Genomic DNA, 18,911 nt, shown 5'->3' on the forward strand with positions numbered 1-18,911 from the left:
TTTACGTCTTGCCCGTTTTTGTTTTCAGGAGTTGGCGATGCTGGTCAAACAAATATTAAATAATAATGTTGTCAGCGCAGTGGATGAGGATGGTCTGGAGGTTATTTTAACCGGCCGTGGGCTGGGGTTTAATACCCACAACGGTGCCAGAATCAATCGCGACGCCATCGATAAAATATTCCGTCTGGAAGATTCACACGTTTCTGCCCGATTTAAAGATCTGGTCAGTGAAGTACCGATGGATATTTTGCAGTTAACTGCTGATATCATCACCCACGCCCGCAGTGTGTTGACGCACAAACTCAGCGATGGGATCTATGTGACCCTCGCCGATCACCTGCATTTTGCACTGCAACGACAAAAAAATAATGAAATTTTACCCAATCCGCTGGAGTGGGAAGTCCGCCATTTTTACACCGCAGAGTATGCTATTGGCCGCCAGGCGCTCGGAATGATCGTCGTACGCACCGGCACGCTATTGCCCGACAGCGAGGCCTGCAGTATCGCTCTGCATATTGTGAATGCTGGTCTTAATGATACGCTGGGAAATACCACGCAAATTACGCGGCTTATTTATCAGTTACAAAATATTGTGAAGTATTTTTTTAATATTCCGCTTGATGAGCATAGTCTGAATTACCAGCGGTTTATTACCCATCTAAAGTTCTTTGACCAGCGGGTGATTGATGGGGTGGTGTTAAATAATGATGACGAGGAATTTTTTGCTCTGGTGCAACGTCGCTATCAGGCCACGTTAAAATGTGTCGAAGCAATGAATGAGTTTGTCAGCAAAAATTATCACCACACCATGAGCAACTCGGAAAAGCTCTACCTTGCGGTGCACATCGAGAATATTGTGCAGCGCATATCGCCAAACGCGGAAAAGATGTAGTGCGCAGGCGAAAATACGCAGATAACGTCAGGGCAAAAAATATCACCTGACGTATCAAGCGTATTTATTCCATCCAGGCTTGTTACTGTTGATACCCGCAGTATGACGGGTAAACTCAGGCAAACCCCAGAGTAAACAAGGTCCCGGCTAACACCGGTCATTGTGGATGAGGCCAGCTTTCGGCTTCAGTCTGGAGGAATTTTATGAATTATCAGGACACGGCTCGCCAGATAATCAGCATGACTGGCGGCAAAGAGAACGTACTCTCGCTGTTTCACTGCATCACCCGTCTGCGTTTTCTGCTTAAAGACAACGACAAAGCCGATCGCGCCGCCCTCGAAGCCCTGGATGGCATCATGGGTGTCAATATCTCCGGCGACCAGTTCCAGCTCATTATTGGCAACGATGTCGAACCGTTATGCAAAGCCCTTCTCGCAGAACTTCCCGAACTCGATAACGCCGCCCGGCCCATCAAACGGCGTAACCCGGTTTCGGTCATACTGGAGGGTCTATCGAGTATTTTTTCGCCGATTATTCCGGCCATGCCGGGGCCGGTATTCTGAAAGGGCTGCTCGCGCTGATGGTGGCCATGCAGTGGGTGGAAACCACCAACCAGACCTATCAAATCCTGCTGGCAATCAGCGACGGCGTCTTTTACTTCATGCCATTAGCGCTCTCCTTTAGCGCGGCGAAAAAATTCGGCGCTAACCCTTACGTTGCAGTCGCGCTTGCCGCCGTTCTCTTTCACCCGGCTATCCAGACCTTGTTTAAAGCAGGTGCGCCGGTGAATTTTATCGGTTTACCGGTTCCAACCGTGAATTATGCCTCAACGGTCATCCCTATTCTGCTTGCCGTGTGGTTGCTCAGCCATGTTGAACGCCTCATTGACCGCGTTATGCCCGGCCCGCTGAAAACCATGTTTGTACCGCTGCTGTGCCTGCTTATTGTCACGCCTGTTACCCTTATCGTCATCGGCCCGGTGGGGATCTATACCGGGAATGCCCTCTCAGGCGGCATTATCTGGCTGGTGGAGAACATGGGTATCGTGGCGGGAGTAGTCGTGGGCGGCACATTGTCGCTGATCATCATCACCGGCATGCACTATGTGATCGTGCCGATCATGATCAATAACATCAGTACCATGGGTTTCGACCCCATTAAGATCCTCTTTTACATTGCCAACCTCGGGCAGGCCGGTGCCGCCTTCGGCGTCTTCTTGCGCGCTCGCGACAAGAAGCTCAAATCACTGGCGCTGACCACCAGCTTTAGCGCCATGATGGGGATCACCGAACCGGCGATGTACGGGGTCAACATTCGCTATAAACGGCCGTTTGCCGCAGCGCTGACCGGCGGGGCTTGCGGCGGCGCATTCGCCATGGCGATGGGGGTGAAAACCTACGCTTTCGCCTTAAGCGGCCTGCCCGGTCTTCCGGCGCTGGTGGGGCCAACTTTCCTGTGGGCGTTGGTCAGTATCGCTATCTCCTTTGTCTGTGCCGCCACCCTCACAGTGATTCTCGGTTTTGAAGAGGCAACCCAGCCGGTCGTGGCCGGCATAAGCCCCATGCCCATCGCCCAATCAGAAGAGAAGCTGTTTGCGCCGGTAAGCGGTGAGCTCAAAGCGCTTAATACCCTGAGCGACCCGGTTTTTGCCGACGAGATTTTCGGCAAAGGACTGGCAATTTACCCCGCCACCGGTGAGTTACGTTCCCCTGTCAACGGCAAGGTGGTATCGGTCTTTGAGACCCATCATGCGCTGGCGCTGCAAAGCGATACCGGAGCGGAAATCCTGATTCATATCGGTATCGACACCGTCAAACTCGGCGGCAGGCACTTCACCAGTCATATCGAAGCCGGACAGTTTATCGAAGTGGGCGACCTGCTGGTCACCTTTGATCTCGACGCGTTACAGGCCGAAGGCATTGATCCGAGCGTCATCCTGGTAGTGACCAACAGTGAACGCTACGGCGATATCAGCCCGGTTAAAGCGAATGGCGACGTCGCCAGCCGCGACGAATTTCTGACACTGACCGCATCAGCGGCATGAGGAGCAGGCACATGACATTTTCTAAATCATTTCCGGAAGGATTTTTATGGGGTGGCGCGACGGCGGCAAATCAGCTTGAAGGGGCGTGGAACGTGGACGGCAAAGGACTGTCCGTGTCTGATGTGTATACGTTTGACATCGCTACGCCCAAAGAGCGCTGGCTTGATCAGTGGCTGGGAATGACCCACGCCCAGGTGCGTGAAGCGCAGGATCCGAACAGCACCAGGTATTACCCGAAACGTAAAGGCAATGACTTTTACCATCACTTCAAAGAAGACATCGCCCTCTTCGCCGGGATGGGCTTTAAATGCTTCCGCATGTCGATTGCCTGGACGCGTCTCTTCCCGCGTGGTGATGAAAGCGAACCCAACGAAGCCGGGCTTACGTTCTACGACGAGGTGTTCGACACCCTGCTCTCTCACGGTATCGAGCCGATTGTTTCCCTGTCCCATTATGAAATGCCGCTTGCGCTGGTAACCGATTACGGCGGCTGGCCGAACCGCCAGTTAGTGGATTTCTATGTGCGCTTCGCCACGACCTGCTTTACCCGTTATCGCAAAAAAGTGAAGTACTGGATGACCTTTAACGAGATTAACTGTGTGAAACACCACCCGTACGTCAGCGTCGGGGTGATTGAAGAGGATAACCCGCACCTTGAACAGGATAAATACCAGGGCGCGCATCACCAGTTTGTGGCCAGTGCACTGGCAACCAAAGCCTGCCATGCGCTCATTCCAGGTTCCAGCGTGGGCTGCATGATCAGCTACCAGATGCTCTACCCGCACACCTGTCACCCTGATGATTTACAGGCCTGCGAAGAGATGCAGCGTGTGTCATTGTTCTTTAGCGATGTGCAGGCACGCGGCTACTACCCGGCTTACACCGACCGCATGTTGGCCGAGAAAGGCGTCACGCTGCAAAAAGTGGTCGGCGACGATGAGATCCTGCGTCAACACCCGGTGGACTTCGTGTCGTTCAGTTATTACATGTCCAGTACCGTCAGCGCACACCCGGAAAAACTGGAAGGGGCGGAAGGTAATCTGATCACCGGTGGTGTTCGTAACCCGCACCTGCCCACCAGCCAGTGGGGCTGGCAGATTGACCCGAAAGGGCTGCGCCTGGCGCTGAACCAGCTTTATGACCGCTATCAGAAGCCGCTGTTTATTGCCGAAAATGGCCTTGGCGCGGTGGACACGGTGAATCCGGATGGCTCTATCGACGATGATTACCGCATTGAGTATCTGCGCCTGCATATAGAGCAGATGCGCGAGGCGCTGGCCGACGGCGTGGATCTGTTTGGTTACACCTGGTGGGGGCCAATCGACGTGGTGAGCGCGGGCACCGCGCAAATTTCCAAACGCTATGGCTTTATCTATGTCGATCAGGATGACATGGGTAACGGGACGCAGAAGCGCTCCCTGAAAAAGAGCTACCACTGGTACAAAAAAGTGATCGCCTCCAACGGCGAAGATTTGGCGGATTAAGGAGTGGATATGTCTGTTTTCCCGAAAGGTTTCTTATGGGGCGGCGCCATTGCCGCCAACCAGGCGGAAGGGGCATGGAATGTGGGCGGCAAAGGCCCTTCCATTGCTGATGTGGTACGCGGCGGTATCGCCTCCGGCAGACACGATGCGGTTGTCGACCCGCATAAATACTACGCCAGCCACGAAGCCATCGACTTCTATCACCATTACAAACAAGATGTGGCGCTGTTCGCTGAGATGGGCTTCACCTGCTTTCGCACCTCCATCGCCTGGACGCGTATCTTCCCGCGTGGTGATGAAACTACGCCTAACGAGGCCGGGCTGAAATTTTACGACGACCTGTTTGATGAACTGTTGAAATACGGTATTCAGCCGGTGATTACCCTCTCCCACTACGAAACGCCGCTGGCGCTGTATCAGGAATATGGCGGCTGGAAGAACCGCAAGCTGGTGGCATTTTTCACCCGCTATTGTGAAGTGGTGTTCACCCGTTACCGCGAAAAAGTCAAATACTGGATGACCTTCAACGAGCTGAACAATATGAACCGTATGCCCTTTGCGACTGGCGCGGTTGACCCCAACTCCACGCCGCAAGAGCTTTACCAGGCAAACCATCACCAGTTTGTCGCTAACGCGCTGGCCAACAAGCTGTGTCACGAGATTATCCCGGATGCGAAGATAGGTTGTATGCTGTCGCTGAGTACCGTCTATCCGGCCACCTGCAACCCGGAAGATATCTTCTCGACCCTGCAACTGCGCCGCCGTTCGCTGTTCTATTCGGATGTGATGATGCTGGGTGAATATCCGGCCTGGGCGCCGCGCCTGTTCCGCGAGCAGAAGATAACGCTGGCGATGGAGGATGGCGACCTGGACCTTATCGCCCGTTACCCGTCCGATTACCTGGGCTTTAGCTATTACCGCAGCGTACTGCATCAGGCAGGCGGAGAGTTCCGCGTCGACACCGGCGGTACCGTCGGTCAGGACAATCCCTACCTCGAAAAAACTGCCTGGGGCTGGCCGATTGATGCCAAAGGTTTCCGTATCGTCTGCAATGAACTGGCTGACCGCTATCGTAAACCGCTGTTTGTCGTCGAAAACGGCTATGGCGGTGTAGATGAGCCAGATGAAAACGGCGTTATCAACGATACCGCACGTATCGATTATGGCCGCCAGCATATCCGCGAAATGGCAGAGGCGGTGGCCGATGGCTGCGATATCATGGGCTACACCTGGTGGGGGCCGATTGATATCGTCAGCGCCGGGACCGGCGAGATGAAAAAACGCTACGGCTTTATCTATGTCGATAAGGACAACGACGGCAACGGTACGCTCAAACGCAGCAAAAAGCGCAGCTTTGACTGGTATAAACAGGTTATCGCCAGCAATGGCGAAACGCTGTAAGGTAATGACGGAGCGGGAGATTTCCCGCTCTGTAAACCTTACCGAGACAGACAAGGCTACATGATGAACACATGGAATTTGGTCGACCCTGAGTTACGCCCGGCACTGGCAGATAGCCGCCCCCTCTCCCTGACACAAGACGCTCTCGTCACCCTTCGTCAACAGCGCCAGCAGGCAGCGCTGGCTAACGTGCAACGTTTCCGGGAGACCGGGTTATCGGTGGAAGAACATCTTATCTCCGCGTCCGCACAACCTGCCGTCAGAGTCTGCGTCATCGCTCCCGCCGCGCCCGGGCAGAACCGAATGGGCATTTTGCATATTCACGGCGGCGGCCATCTTTTCGGGAGCCCGGAGCAGTCCCTGTCGCTTACCGGTGCCACGGCCCTGCAACATGACTGCGTGATTGTCTCTGTCGATTATCGTCTGGCGCCCGAAACGGTATTTCCCGGATCGCTGGAGGATTGTTACGCCGCGCTGGTGTGGATGACCGAACGGGCTACCGCGCTGGGTATTCATCCTGACCATATTGGGCTGATGGGCGACAGCGCAGGGGCCGGACTCGCGGCCTCACTGGCGTTGCTGGCCCGCGATCGCCATGGCCCCTCTATTGCCTTTCAGAACCTGATGTTCCCAATGCTCGACGATCGTACGGTGACCGAAGAAAATCCGAATCCGGTAACGGGTGAGTTCGTCTGGACGCGTGAATATAACCGCTTTGGCTGGACGTCCCTGCTGGGCTGTGAGCCGGGTTCGGAGGGGGTGTCGGTTTATGCCGCGCCGGGACGGGCAACGGATCTGACGCATTTGCCCCCAACCTGGCTTGGCGTGGGCACGCTGGATCTGTTTCTTGATGAAAACCTTCGTTTCGCGCAAGAGTTGATTCGCGCGGGCGTAGCGGTTGAGATGAACGTCTGGCCAGGGGCATACCACGGGTTTAGTTCAGACCCGGTTGCCCGAGTGGCGCAGCGGGCACGCGAACAGCGGCAGGCATGGATAGCGCAGTTTAAGCCAACGCAGGGATAAGCTTTCCCCCTGCGTCGGCACTCTTCCTGAGGGCTGAGGAATTCCCGATAATATTACGTTTTACAGCGATAACACCGCGTAATGAGAATAAAACCGTAACAGCGATGACTGGGTCCGGCTGAAAATCGATGAGGCGTTGACGGCTGACCGGGGCCGCCCGCAGGGAAGCGGGCGGAGGGGATAGCCTGCAAGGACGCAGGCTGGTCCCCGACCCGACAGTCAGACGACATAAGTCTCATGGACCGCGCCAGCGGCGATTTTCGTGGCCGGGAGCCCGGGTCGCCAGGGGGGTGGCGATGAGCCCCCCTGGCACGTTCACCGGTTTTGCCGCTACAGAAAAGCAAGGAACAGAAGGTGAACGGAATGACCACCAGAGCCGCGTGTTTCCACCTCACCCTGGCCCTCTCCCTCATGGAGAGGGGACTTTCCGTGCTCGTATTACTTTGTGGGGATCCCTCAGCTTCAGGGAAGAGAGTAACAAACGGCACCGGACAAAAACCCAGAAAAAAGCCCTGCACGCTGGCAGGGCTTTTTAATCACATCAGGCGTCAGGCGCTCGCTGCGGGTTTACGCGGGCGACGACGGCGCGGTTTTTCACCCGCCGGTTTACTGCCTTCCTGCGTACGAGGTGCTTTCGCTTTCGGCGCGCCACCGTCGTTACGGCGTGGCTGCTGTTGTCCGCGACCACCGCCACCGCCCTGACCACGGCCACCGCGACCCTGGCTCTGACGACCATTCACAATCGGCTCGGCCTTGATAGATGGATCGGGCTCGTAACCCGGCAGGGCAATACGCGGGATCTCTTTTTTCAGCAAACGTTCGATATCGCGCAGCAGTTTATGTTCATCAACACACACCAGCGACAGCGCTTCACCGGTTGCCGCAGCGCGACCGGTACGGCCAATGCGGTGTACATAATCTTCCGGCACGTTCGGCAGCTCGTAGTTGACGACGTGCGGCAGTTCTTCGATATCCAGACCACGGGCCGCAATGTCAGTGGCGACCAGTACGCGGATATCGCCCGATTTAAAGTCTGCCAGCGCACGGGTACGCGCGCCCTGGCTTTTATTTCCGTGGATAGCCGCGCTGCGAATACCGTCTTTGTTCAGTTGTTCAGCCAGATGGTTCGCACCGTGTTTGGTGCGGGTGAAGACCAGCACCTGCTGCCAGTTGCCTTCGCCAATCATCTGGGAGAGCAGCTCGCGCTTACGTTTCTTGTCGACCATATGAACATGTTGCGTCACCTGCTCGGAGGCGGTGTTACGGCGCGCCACTTCGATTTCCAGCGGGTTACGCAGCAGCTTTTCGGCCAGGCTTTTGATGTCGTCCGAGAAAGTCGCGGAAAACAGCAGATTCTGACGACGCGCAGGCAGTTTAGCCAATACGCGGCGAATATCATGGATAAAGCCCATGTCCAGCATGCGGTCGGCTTCGTCCAGAACCAGGATCTCAACGCTGTCCAGTTTGACGGCATTCTGGTGTTCGAGGTCCAGCAGACGACCCGGTGTAGCGACGAGAATATCGACACCGCTACGCAGCTTCATCATCTGCGGGTTAATGCTCACGCCGCCGAAAACCACCAGCGAGCGCAGGTTCAGATATTTACTGTAATCACGTACGTTTTCGCCGATTTGCGCGGCAAGTTCGCGCGTTGGCGTCAGGATCAGCGCACGCACCGGACGACGGCCTTTCGCATGCGGCTCTTTTTGCACCAGACGTTGTAGCAGCGGCAGCGTAAAGCCCGCGGTTTTGCCGGTACCAGTCTGGGCGCTCGCCATCAGGTCGCGGCCTTCCAGCACCGCAGGGATCGCCTGCTGCTGAATAGGGGTTGGCTCACGGTAGCCCTGCTCGTCGACAGCACGCAGAATTTCCGGGTTCAGGCCAAGGGAATCAAAAGACATAACAACTCCGCACCGCCCCGACCATAACAGGTGTAGTTTTCGAGGAGATAATAATATGACAGATGACAAAAACCACAATGTCATGAAGGGGCGGAGTGTAACAGCTTTTGTGGCATAGCGCATAAAATATCGCTCTGCTAATCATTGAAGAAATATTTCTCCGATTCTCCCAGCCCGGATGGCCCGGGAGCCTGGGCAACCGCCTCCTGTTTTAAGCCCTAAAATGGGATGTTTTGCGACTGGACACGGCGAAAAAATCGCCATAAAGTTAATCAATCGATTGATTAACTTTATTCTGCCGATGAATATGAACTCGACGACCAGTAAAGGTGAACAGGCCAGAAACCAGTTGATTGCTGCCGCCCTTGCGCAGTTTGGCGAATATGGGTTGCATGCCACCACGCGCGATATCGCTGCGCTGGCGGGACAGAATATTGCCGCGATCCCTTACTACTTCGGATCAAAAGAGGATCTCTATCTCGCCTGCGCCCAGTGGATCGCCGATTTTATTGGCGCCAATTTTCGTCCCCACGCCGAAGCCGCCGAACGGCTGTTCACTCATGCGCAACCCGATAAAGCGGCAATACGGGAACTGATACATCGGGCCTGCAAAAATATGATTGTGCTGCTCACCCACGATGACACGCTTAATCTGAGTAAATTTATTTCACGTGAACAGCTCTCCCCTACCCGCGCCTATCAGTTAGTACATGACCAGGTGATCGCCCCGTTGCACAGTAACCTTACCCGGCTGATTGCGGCTTACACCGGCAGAGACGCCAATGATACGCAAACCATTTTGCATACCCATGCGCTGATCGGCGAGATCCTTGCCTTCCGCCTGGGTCGGGAAACCATTTTGCTACGCACCGGATGGGCGCAATTCGACGATGAGAAAACCGACCTGATTTGCCAGGTCATCACGTGTCATATCGATCTTATCCTGCAGGGATTAACAAGGAGTTCCGGGTTATGAAAAAGCCTGTCGTCATCGTGTTGATTGTCGTTGTTATACTCGCCGCGCTTGGCGGGGGCTGGATGTGGTATCAAAGCCGACAGGCTGCATCCCTCACGCTGTATGGAAATGTCGATATTCGCACCGTTAATCTGAGTTTCCGGGTCGGGGGGCGACTCGCCTCGCTGGCGGTGGATGAAGGGGATACGATTACCGCCGGGCAGGTGCTTGGCGAAATCGATAAAGCGCCTTACGAGAACGCCCTTTTGCAGGCGAAGGCTAATGTCTCGACGGCGAAGGCAAAATACGACCTGGTCACTGCAGGCTATCGCGATGAAGAAATTTCCCAGGCGGCTGCAGCGGTTAACCAGGCGCAGGCGGCCTACGATTACGCGCAAAACTTTTATCAGCGCCAGCAGGGGCTATGGAAAAGCCGGACCATTTCCGCCAATGACCTGGAAAATGCACGTTCCTCTCGCGACCAGGCGTACGCCACGCTGAAATCGGCGCAGGATAAACTGAGCCAGTACCGTACCGGTAATCGCCCGCAGGAGATAGCGCAGGCAAAGGCCAGCCTCGAACAGGCGCAGGCACAACTGGCGCAATCAGCGCTGGATTTGCAGGATACACAACTGGTTTCGCCCTCTAACGGTACCCTGCTTACCCGCGCCGTGGAGCCAGGTAGCATGTTAAATGCTGGCAGCACCGTTCTGACGCTCTCCCTGACCCGCCCGGTTTGGGTTCGCGCCTACATCAGCGAAGTCAATTTGCATCAGGCCCAGCCAGGTCAGACCGTATTGCTCTACGTTGATGGTCGCCCCAATAAGCCCTATCACGGCAAAATCGGCTTCGTCTCCCCGACGGCTGAATTCACCCCGAAAACCGTGGAAACGCCGGATTTGCGTACCGATTTAGTCTATCGGCTGCGCATTATCGTCACCGACGCCGATGACGCATTGCGCCAGGGAATGCCGGTCACCGTAAGCTTCGATAATGGAGCACGGAATGAGTGAGGCAACGATCCGCCTGAACGGCCTGGTCAAGCGCTTCGCCGGGATGGAGAAACCCGCCGTCGCTCGCCTGGACTGCACCGTGAAAGCCGGGTACGTCACGGGGCTCGTTGGGCCGGATGGCGCCGGGAAAACCACCCTGATGCGCATGCTCGCCGGACTGATGAAACCCGATGAAGGTAGCGCTGAGGTTATTGGCCTCGACCCCATCGCCAGCAACAGCGAACTGCATGCATCGCTTGGTTATATGCCGCAAAAATTCGGCCTGTATGAAGACCTCACGGTGCTGGAAAACCTCAATCTGTACGCCGATCTGCGCAGCGTCACCGGCGAGGCACGCAAAGAGACCTTTGCCAGACTGCTGGAGTTCACCGCCCTCGCCCCCTTTACCGGGCGGCTGGCAGGTAAATTATCCGGTGGCATGAAGCAGAAACTGGGGCTTGCCTGCACCCTGGTGGGCCAGCCTAAAGTGCTGTTGCTGGATGAACCCGGCGTCGGCGTGGACCCGATATCACGCCGGGAATTGTGGCAGATGGTGCACACCCTTGCCGGGGACGGCATGTTGATATTATGGAGCACCTCTTATCTGGACGAAGCGGAACAATGTCGCGATGTACTGCTGATGAACGAAGGGGAATTGCTCTATCAGGGGGAACCACGCGCCCTGACACAAACCATGGCCGGGCGCAGTTTTCTCGCCCACAGTGAACAGGAAAACAACCGTCAGCTATTGCAACGTCTGCTGAAACTGCCGCAGGTCAGCGACGGGATGATCCAGGGGCGCTCCGTGCGGATGATTCTGGCGAAAGGGTCGAGCATTGATGACCTGCGCAGCGCCTCAGCGTTAACGCAACTCGATATTGAAGAAACCGCACCGCGTTTTGAAGACGCCTTTATCGACCTGTTGGGCGGCGCCGCTTTTACCCAATCGCCGCTGGGGGCCATTTTACATACGGTGGACGGCACACCGGATGAGACGGTGATCGAAGCCCGGCAACTGACGAAAAAGTTCGGCGATTTCGCCGCCACCGATCATGTCAACTTTACCGTGAAGCGCGGCGAAATTTTCGGCCTGCTTGGGCCAAATGGCGCCGGTAAATCCACCACTTTTAAGATGATGTGCGGGTTACTGGTTCCCAGCTCCGGCAAAGCGCTGGTGCTGAATATGGACTTAAAAACCAGCTCCGGCCAGGCGCGCCAGCATCTGGGTTATATGGCGCAAAAATTCTCGCTTTACGGCAACCTCACGGTGGCGCAAAACCTGCGTTTTTTCTCCGGCGTCTATGGCCTGCGTGGACGGGCGCAGCAGGATAAGATCACGCGGATGGTTGACGCCTTTGGCCTTAAGGCTATTGCCGACCAGGCGACCGACGCCCTGCCGCTGGGCTTTAAACAGCGCCTGGCGCTGGCCTGTGCGCTAATGCATGAACCGGACATTCTGTTTCTTGATGAGCCGACATCCGGCGTCGACCCGCTGACCCGCCGCGAGTTTTGGCTGCACATCAACAGCATGGTGGAGAAAGGGGTGACGGTGATGGTCACCACCCACTTTATGGACGAAGCCGAATACTGTGACCGCATCGGGCTGGTCTATCGCGGCAAGCTTATCGCCAGCGGGACGCCGGATGCCCTGAAAGCCCAGACGGCTGATGCAGAGCATACCGACCCGACAATGGAGCATGCGTTTATCACGCTCATTCATAACTGGGATAAGGAGCATCACGATGCATAGCCCCCTCTCCCTGCGCCGCGTGCGCGCGCTCTGCGTCAAAGAGACGCGCCAGATTGTGCGCGATCCCAGTAGCTGGCTGATTGCCGTGGTGATCCCGTTAATGCTGCTGTTTATTTTCGGCTATGGCATTAATCTGGACTCCAGCAAACTGCGGGTGGGCATTTTACTGGAACAGCACAGCGAAGAGGCGCTGGACTTCGCCCATACCATGACCGGCTCTCCGTGGTTTGATGCAACGGTCAGCGATAATCGCCAGCAGCTTATTCAGATGATGCAGGCCGGGCGCATTCGCGGACTGGTGGTCATTCCGGTAAATTTTGCGGAACAGATGGCTCGTCCTGGTGAAGATGCCCCGCTGCAGGTGATAACCGATGGCAGCGAGCCCAATACTGCCAACTTCGTCCAGGGCTATGTGCAGGGGATCTGGCAGATCTGGCAACAGCAGCGGGCCGAAGATCGGGGCGAAAGCTTCGAACCGTTGATTGACGTACAGATGCGCTACTGGTTTAACCCGGCGGCCATCAGCCAGCATTTTATTATCCCCGGCGCGGTGACGATCATCATGACAGTGATCGGCGCGATCCTCACCTCGCTGGTGGTGGCGCGCGAATGGGAGCGCGGCACCATGGAGGCGTTGCTCTCGACCGAAGTGACCCGTACGGAACTCCTGCTGTGCAAGCTTATCCCCTATTACTTCCTTGGCATGCTGGCCATGCTGCTGTGCATGCTGGTGTCGGTATTTATTCTCGGGGTGCCGTATCGCGGCTCGCTGGTGATCCTGTTTTTTATCACCAGCCTGTTTCTGCTGAGCACGTTGGGGATGGGGTTACTGATTTCGACAATTACGCGCAATCAGTTTAACGCCGCGCAGGTGGCGCTAAACGCCGCCTTTTTGCCGTCAATTATGCTGTCCGGGTTTATCTTTCAGATTGACAGTATGCCTGCGGTGATTCGGGCAGTGACCTACGTCATCCCGGCGCGCTACTTCGTCAGCACCCTGCAAAGCCTGTTTCTGGCGGGCAATATTCCGGTGGTACTGGTCATCAACGTGCTGTTTCTGCTGGCTTCGGCAATCATGTTTATTGGCCTGACGTGGGTAAAAACCAAACGGCGGCTGGATTAGGGAGGCACCATGTTTCATCGCTTATGGACACTGATTCGCAAAGAGTTGCAGTCGCTGCTGCGTGAACCGCAGACCCGGGCCATTCTGATTCTGCCGGTTGTCATCCAGGTGCTGCTGTTCCCGTTTGCCGCGACGCTGGAGGTCACTAACGCCACCATCGCCGTCTACAACGAAGATAACGGTAAGCATGCGGTGGAGCTGACCCAACGCTTTGCCCGGGCCAAAGCCTTTACCCATGTGCTCATGCTGAAAAGCCCGCAGGAGATTCGCCCGACAATTGACGAGCAAAAAGCGCTGCTGCTGGTGCGTTTTCCGGCTGACTTTTCCCGCAAGCTCGATACCTTCACCCAGGCGCCGCTACAGCTGATTCTCGATGGCCGAAACTCTAACAGCGCCCAGATTGCCGCCAATTACCTGCAAGAGATCGTTAAAGAGTATCAACAGGAGCTGATGGAGGGGAAAACGAAGCCGAACAACAGCGAACTGGTGATCCGCAACTGGTACAACCCAAACCTGGACTATAAGTGGTTCGTGGTGCCATCGCTTATCGCCATGATCACCACCATCGGCGTAATGATCGTCACCTCACTCTCGGTTGCCCGTGAACGTGAACAGGGCACGCTGGATCAACTGCTGGTTTCACCGCTGGCGACATGGCAGATTTTTGTCGGTAAAGCGATACCTGCGCTGGTGGTCGCCACCTTCCAGGCCACCATTGTGCTGCTCGCCGGGATCCTCGCCTATAAAATTCCCTTTGCCGGATCGCTACTGCTGTTCTATTTCACGATGCTGATCTACGGGTTGTCGCTGGTGGGGTTCGGTCTGCTGATCTCGTCCCTGTGTTCGACACAGCAGCAGGCGTTTATTGGAGTGTTTGTCTTTATGATGCCCGCTATTTTGCTCTCGGGATATGTCTCGCCTGTCGAGAATATGCCGGTTTGGCTGCAGGATCTGACATGGATTAACCCTATCCGCCACTTTACGGACATCACCAAACAGATCTATCTGAAGGATGCGAGTTTCGCGATTATCTGGCAAAGCGTGTGGCCGCTGCTGGTAATAACGGTCACCACGGGTTCAGTGGCCTATGCGATGTTCCGGCGTAAGGTCATGTAACCTTACGCCGCTCAAACCTTAATGCACTTTGAAGGATTTAGACTGGATGCGTTTTTCTTTTGCCAGCAGGGAGACGACGGCGGGGCCGGCGAGGATAACCAGCCCGACCAGGGCCAGTAACAGATTATTTTGCATCACGCGTGACAGCAGCCACAGCACGATCATTGCGACACCAAAATACCAGGTCGTTGTCAGCTCTTCCAGGACATCGCCAATGCCGCGCCAGCGCTCTTCGTGGTGGCGCTGCAAAAACAGCATCAGCAGCACCGTAACGCTATAAAGGACGCACAGACCCAGACCGACCCGCACCAGCGCGCCGCTCATCCAGGCTGTTACTAATACCGCCACAACCAGCATATGCAACATAATCTGCCAGCAACTCAGGCCGGTTGCGACACGAACACGTTGTTGCCACTTCATGGCATCTCTCCTGAAGAATTTTTCTCTTAACAAAGAGTACTGATATTTACAGAAAATTCCGTAACCCCGCATCTTTTTGTGACAGAGACTACAATTTATTTTCATCAGGATAGTGAGGCTGGCAGGAGAATTATGACCCAACAAACTCGTCAATTTTCATTGAAAGTACTCACCATTAATACCCATAAAGGCTTTACTGCCTTCAACCGGCGTTTCATTTTACCGGAACTTCGCGATGCGGTGCGCACCGTCAGCGCCGATATCGTTTGTCTGCAAGAAGTGATGGGCGCGCACGAGGTTCATCCACTGCACGTGGAAAACTGGCCGGATACCACCCACTATGAATTTCTTGCCGATGCGATGTGGAGCGATTACGCCTATGGGCGTAATGCTGTCTATCCGGAAGGCCATCACGGTAACGCCGTGCTTTCTCGTTTTCCTATCGAACACTATGAGAACCGCGACGTGTCGGTTGACGGCAGTGAAAAACGCGGACTGCTCTATTGTCGTATCGTGCCGCCTGACATTGATCGGCCTGTGCATGTGATTTGTGTGCATCTGGGTTTGCGCGAAGCCCATCGTCAGGCGCAGCTCACGATGCTGGCGGAGTGGGTAAATTCGCTGCCGGAAAACGAACCGGTGGTGGTGGCCGGCGATTTTAACGACTGGCGGCAGCGGGCGAACCATCCGTTAAAAGTGCAGGCCGGACTGGAAGAGATTTTTACCCGCGCCCACGGCCGCCCTGCCCGCACGTTTCCGGTCAGCCTGCCGCTGTTACGTCTGGACCGTATCTATGTGAAAAATGCCGGAGCCAGTTCGCCCACCGCGCTACCGCTGCGCAACTGGCGCCATTTATCCGACCATGCCCCTCTCAGTGCGGAGATCCACCTATGAAATGCACATGGAAAGAGGGTAATCGCATCCAGCTTCTCGAAAATGGCGAAAACTTTTACCCGGCGGTCTATGCCGCTATAGAGCAGGCACAGCAGAAAGTTATTCTCGAAACCTTTATTTGGTTTGAAGATGAAGTGGGGTGTGAGCTGCATGCGGTTTTACTCAAAGCCGCCCGTCGCGGCGTAAATATCGAAGTTTTACTCGACGGCTATGGTTCGCCGGATCTCAGTGATGAGTTCGTCAACGCGCTGACTTCTGCAGGCGTCGTCTTTCGCTACTACGATCCACGCCCGCGGCTGTTGGGCATGCGAACCAATGTCTTTCGCCGCATGCACCGTAAAATCGTGGTGATCGATAATACGGTGGCGTTTGTCGGCGGCATTAATTTTTCCGCTGAACATGTCACCAGCTACGGCCCCGAAGCCAAACAGGACTATGCCGTGCGGGTTGAAGGCCCGGTGGTGGCCGACATTTTGCAATTCGAAGTGGAAAATCTGCCTGAAAATGCGCCGGTCAGACGCTGGTGGCAACGACGTCGCCATCAGGCGGAAGATAACCGTACGCCCGGTGAAGCCCAGGCGCTGTTCGTCTGGCGCGATAACGACGATCACCGCGATGATATTGAACGGCACTATCTGAAAATGCTCGCCAATGCGAAGCGCGAAGTCATTATCGCCAACGCCTACTTCTTTCCCGGCTATCGCCTGCTGCATGCAATGAAAAACGCAGCCCGTCGCGGGGTACGTGTGAAACTTATCGTACAGGGCGAGCCGGATATGCCGATCGTCAAAGTCGGTGCCGAGCTGCTCTATAACTATCTCCTGAAAGGCGGCGTGCAGGTCTACGAATACCGCCGTCGTCCGCTGCATGGCAAAGTCGCGTTAATGGACGATCACTGGGCTACCGTCGGCTCGAGCAACCTTGACCCATTAAGCCTGTCGCTGAATCTGGAGGCCAACCTGATCATTCACGACCGGGAATTCAACCAGACGCTGCGGGACAACCTCAACGCGATTATCGCTAAGGATTGCCTGCGCGTGGACGAGTCGATGGCTCCGAAACGTACCTGGTGGAACCTCGCCAAGAGTGTGGTGGTGTTCCACTTCTTGCGCCATTTCCCTGCGCTTGTTGGCTGGCTGCCCGCACATACGCCAAGGCTGGCTCAGGTGAAGCCGCCAATCCAGCCGGAAATAGAGACTCAGGATCGCATCGCTTCTGAAAATTCAGGGGGAAAATCCTGATGGCGAAATCACATCCTCGCTGGCGGCTGGCTAAAAAAGTCCTTACCTGGCTCTTTTTTATTGCCGTTGCCGTTCTGTTAGTGCTGTATGCGCAAAAGGTGAACTGGGATGATGTATGGAAGGTCATACACGACTATAACCGCCTCGTGTTGTTGGGGGCTGCCGCGCTGGTGGTGGTCAGTTATTTGATCTATGGCTGCTACGACCTGCTAGGTCGCGCCTATTGCGGGCACAAACTGGCTAAACGCCAGGTGATGCTGGTCTCGTTTATCTGTTATGCCTTCAACCTGACGCTCAGCACCTGGGTAGGCGGAATCGGTATGCGTTACCGGCTTTACTCCCGCCTCGGGTTACCGAGCAGTACTATCACGCGGATTTTTTCGCTTAGCATCACGACCAACTGGCTGGGTTATATTTTACTCGGCGGCATCATCTTCACGTTCGGCGTGGTAGACATCCCGGCCCACTGGTACATTTCCGATACGACACTGCGCATCATTGGCGTTGTGCTGCTGCTTTTTATCGCCTTCTATCTGTGGGCCTGTGGTTTTGCGAAACGACGCCATTTCACGATTAGAGGGCAGAAGTTAGTGATCCCATCGTGGAAATTTGCCCTTGCCCAGATGGCCATTTCCAGCGCCAACTGGATAGCCATGGGCGTGATTATCTGGCTGCTGATGGGCCATCAGACCAATTTCTTCTTCGTACTGGGCGTGTTGCTGGTCAGCAGTATCGCTGGCGTGATTGTCCATATTCCGGCAGGCATTGGCGTACTGGAAGCCGTATTTCTGGCGCTACTGGCCGGGGAGCATACGTCACAAGGCGTCATTATCGCCGCCCTGCTGGCCTACCGCGTGCTCTACTATTTTATCCCGCTTCTGCTGGCGCTGATTGCCTATCTGATACTGGAAAGTCGGGCGAAGAAGCTGCGCGCCAAAAATGAGAAAGCGATGGCAAAAGGCTGATTAACGGGAACGTATGGCATCAATTACCCAGGTTGCCAGGCGTAGCAATTCAAACACCAGGTTTGCCATATTCAGCCAGACCCGCAATGCGCCATGGATGGCGCAGGCCTGTACCGTGGTAAATTCTTTCATGTAGAGTTCGCGGGCAGATATCTGGATCCGCGAACGGCTGCCCGCCGTTGTTAATCCGAACAGCAATACCATCACCAGGCAGCCAATCCATTCCAATGGACCATTGTGCAGCCCGAGATTAACCAGCGCCGTCAGGCTAAGTCCCACCAGCAACATCAACAAAGAGTAGCCGCCGCCACTGATATTGCTGCCCGCGTAATGGGCGACTACCGCGCTTATGGCGAACATCGCGCCAGTCACGCCAAGCGCTAAGGCTGTTCCAGCCAGTGAGAAGATGCAGGCGAAAAGTAGCCCGGTCAGCACGTTCATCAAGATAAGCCAGAAAAGCGCTACCGGCGTACTAAAGCGCGCAAACAGGCAGTGAAGAATAAGCCCGCTGACAAATAAGGCCACCATTAATATCACGATGACAGGACCGGGAATAAACCACTCCCGTACAACGGGAAGACGCAGCGCAAGCCAGGCGACACCGATACCCAGCACCATGCCCGCAGCCAGCCACAGGCAGATATTGACGATGAGTTCCGTGGGCTTAATTTGCGGCGGCGAAAGCCAACCAAATGGTTTCATCTCTTCTC

General features: G+C 55.4%; 15 protein-coding genes and 1 pseudogene. 13 read left to right on the top strand and 3 right to left on the bottom strand.

Features of this window, described 5'->3' with window-relative positions; genetic code table 11:
• Positions 1-37 precede the first annotated feature (37 nt).
• From licT to AB182_RS17230, 5 genes and pseudogenes are all read left to right on the top strand, one after another.
• Positions 38-892 (top strand): BglG family transcription antiterminator LicT, encoded by an 855-nt coding sequence (licT, locus tag AB182_RS17210; protein ID WP_047371171.1) that lies wholly within the window; start codon positions 38-40, stop codon positions 890-892.
• 203 nt (positions 893-1,095) lie between these two features.
• A pseudogene (locus AB182_RS17215) lies at positions 1,096-2,936 on the top strand (beta-glucoside-specific PTS transporter subunit IIABC).
• Positions 2,937-2,947: 11 nt separating this feature from the next.
• Positions 2,948-4,420: a glycoside hydrolase family 1 protein gene (locus AB182_RS17220; RefSeq protein WP_047371172.1), complete on the top strand. Its 1,473-nt coding sequence runs from the start codon at positions 2,948-2,950 to the stop codon at positions 4,418-4,420.
• 9 nt (positions 4,421-4,429) lie between these two features.
• Positions 4,430-5,821, top strand: a complete 1,392-nt coding sequence (locus AB182_RS17225) for a glycoside hydrolase family 1 protein (protein ID WP_047371173.1) — start codon at positions 4,430-4,432, stop codon at positions 5,819-5,821.
• Between the two features lie 63 nt (positions 5,822-5,884).
• Positions 5,885-6,844, top strand: coding sequence for an alpha/beta hydrolase (locus tag AB182_RS17230; RefSeq protein WP_047371174.1), 960 nt, complete (start codon positions 5,885-5,887; stop codon positions 6,842-6,844).
• Between the two features lie 548 nt (positions 6,845-7,392).
• Here AB182_RS17230 and rhlE read toward each other — a convergent pair.
• A complete protein-coding gene (rhlE, locus tag AB182_RS17240; RefSeq protein WP_047371176.1) occupies positions 7,393-8,745 on the bottom strand; it encodes an ATP-dependent RNA helicase RhlE in 1,353 nt (450 codons plus the stop codon).
• A gap of 301 nt (positions 8,746-9,046) precedes the next feature.
• On the opposite strand from rhlE, the gene cecR reads away from it, so the two are divergent.
• From cecR to AB182_RS17265, 5 genes are read left to right on the top strand one after another with little or no spacing between them, the layout of a single operon-like run.
• Complete coding sequence (gene cecR, locus AB182_RS17245) at positions 9,047-9,721, top strand: transcriptional regulator CecR (RefSeq protein ID WP_047373340.1); 675 nt, start codon at positions 9,047-9,049, stop codon at positions 9,719-9,721.
• Entirely contained in the window at positions 9,718-10,713 is a 996-nt protein-coding gene (gene hlyD / locus AB182_RS17250; RefSeq protein WP_047371177.1) for a secretion protein HlyD, read from the top strand. The genes cecR and hlyD overlap by 4 nt, the downstream gene beginning before the upstream one ends.
• On the top strand, positions 10,706-12,442 hold the full coding sequence (locus tag AB182_RS17255) for an ATP-binding cassette domain-containing protein (RefSeq protein ID WP_047371178.1): 1,737 nt from the start codon (positions 10,706-10,708) through the stop codon (positions 12,440-12,442). The genes hlyD and AB182_RS17255 overlap by 8 nt, the downstream gene beginning before the upstream one ends.
• Positions 12,435-13,565: an ABC transporter permease gene (locus tag AB182_RS17260; RefSeq protein WP_047371179.1), complete on the top strand. Its 1,131-nt coding sequence runs from the start codon at positions 12,435-12,437 to the stop codon at positions 13,563-13,565. The genes AB182_RS17255 and AB182_RS17260 overlap by 8 nt, the downstream gene beginning before the upstream one ends.
• Positions 13,566-13,574: 9 nt before the next feature.
• Positions 13,575-14,681: an ABC transporter permease gene (locus tag AB182_RS17265; protein WP_047371180.1), complete on the top strand. Its 1,107-nt coding sequence runs from the start codon at positions 13,575-13,577 to the stop codon at positions 14,679-14,681.
• A gap of 18 nt (positions 14,682-14,699) precedes the next feature.
• Here AB182_RS17265 and AB182_RS17270 read toward each other — a convergent pair whose 3' ends face one another.
• Complete coding sequence (locus AB182_RS17270; protein ID WP_047371181.1) at positions 14,700-15,101, bottom strand: YbhQ family protein; 402 nt, start codon at positions 15,099-15,101, stop codon at positions 14,700-14,702.
• A 132-nt stretch (positions 15,102-15,233) separates the two neighbouring features.
• Here AB182_RS17270 and AB182_RS17275 point away from each other — a divergent pair, with 132 nt between their 5' ends.
• Genes AB182_RS17275 through AB182_RS17285 form a run of 3 tightly spaced genes read left to right on the top strand, consistent with a single transcriptional unit; the run spans position 15,234 to position 18,201 of the window.
• Complete coding sequence (locus AB182_RS17275) at positions 15,234-15,995, top strand: endonuclease/exonuclease/phosphatase family protein (RefSeq protein WP_047371182.1); 762 nt, start codon at positions 15,234-15,236, stop codon at positions 15,993-15,995.
• Positions 15,992-17,236, top strand: coding sequence for a cardiolipin synthase ClsB (clsB, locus tag AB182_RS17280; RefSeq protein ID WP_047371183.1), 1,245 nt, complete (start codon positions 15,992-15,994; stop codon positions 17,234-17,236). Before AB182_RS17275 ends, clsB begins: the two co-directional genes overlap by 4 nt.
• Positions 17,236-18,201: a lysylphosphatidylglycerol synthase domain-containing protein gene (locus AB182_RS17285; protein ID WP_047371184.1), complete on the top strand. Its 966-nt coding sequence runs from the start codon at positions 17,236-17,238 to the stop codon at positions 18,199-18,201. The genes clsB and AB182_RS17285 overlap by 1 nt, the downstream gene beginning before the upstream one ends.
• Here AB182_RS17285 and AB182_RS17290 read toward each other — a convergent pair whose 3' ends face one another.
• Positions 18,202-18,903 carry a Bax inhibitor-1/YccA family protein gene (locus tag AB182_RS17290; protein WP_047371185.1) on the bottom strand — a complete coding sequence of 234 codons (702 nt, stop codon included), beginning with the start codon at positions 18,901-18,903 and terminating at the stop codon, positions 18,202-18,204.
• Positions 18,904-18,911 lie beyond the last annotated feature (8 nt).

It is taken from the genome of Phytobacter ursingii, assembly GCF_001022135.1.
GTDB classification, from domain to species: domain Bacteria; phylum Pseudomonadota; class Gammaproteobacteria; order Enterobacterales; family Enterobacteriaceae; genus Phytobacter; species Phytobacter ursingii.

Coding starts and splice junctions, on each gene's coding strand:
- licT (WP_047371171.1), top strand. CDS start 38: ATGCTGGTCAAACAAATATTAAATAATAATGTTGTCAGCGCAGTGGAT.
- AB182_RS17220 (WP_047371172.1), top strand. CDS start 2,948: ATGACATTTTCTAAATCATTTCCGGAAGGATTTTTATGGGGTGGCGCG.
- AB182_RS17225 (WP_047371173.1), top strand. CDS start 4,430: ATGTCTGTTTTCCCGAAAGGTTTCTTATGGGGCGGCGCCATTGCCGCC.
- AB182_RS17230 (WP_047371174.1), top strand. CDS start 5,885: ATGAACACATGGAATTTGGTCGACCCTGAGTTACGCCCGGCACTGGCA.
- rhlE (WP_047371176.1), bottom strand. CDS start 8,745: ATGTCTTTTGATTCCCTTGGCCTGAACCCGGAAATTCTGCGTGCTGTC.
- cecR (WP_047373340.1), top strand. CDS start 9,047: ATGAATATGAACTCGACGACCAGTAAAGGTGAACAGGCCAGAAACCAG.
- hlyD (WP_047371177.1), top strand. CDS start 9,718: ATGAAAAAGCCTGTCGTCATCGTGTTGATTGTCGTTGTTATACTCGCC.
- AB182_RS17255 (WP_047371178.1), top strand. CDS start 10,706: ATGAGTGAGGCAACGATCCGCCTGAACGGCCTGGTCAAGCGCTTCGCC.
- AB182_RS17260 (WP_047371179.1), top strand. CDS start 12,435: ATGCATAGCCCCCTCTCCCTGCGCCGCGTGCGCGCGCTCTGCGTCAAA.
- AB182_RS17265 (WP_047371180.1), top strand. CDS start 13,575: ATGTTTCATCGCTTATGGACACTGATTCGCAAAGAGTTGCAGTCGCTG.
- AB182_RS17270 (WP_047371181.1), bottom strand. CDS start 15,101: ATGAAGTGGCAACAACGTGTTCGTGTCGCAACCGGCCTGAGTTGCTGG.
- AB182_RS17275 (WP_047371182.1), top strand. CDS start 15,234: ATGACCCAACAAACTCGTCAATTTTCATTGAAAGTACTCACCATTAAT.
- clsB (WP_047371183.1), top strand. CDS start 15,992: ATGAAATGCACATGGAAAGAGGGTAATCGCATCCAGCTTCTCGAAAAT.
- AB182_RS17285 (WP_047371184.1), top strand. CDS start 17,236: ATGGCGAAATCACATCCTCGCTGGCGGCTGGCTAAAAAAGTCCTTACC.
- AB182_RS17290 (WP_047371185.1), bottom strand. CDS start 18,903: ATGAAACCATTTGGTTGGCTTTCGCCGCCGCAAATTAAGCCCACGGAA.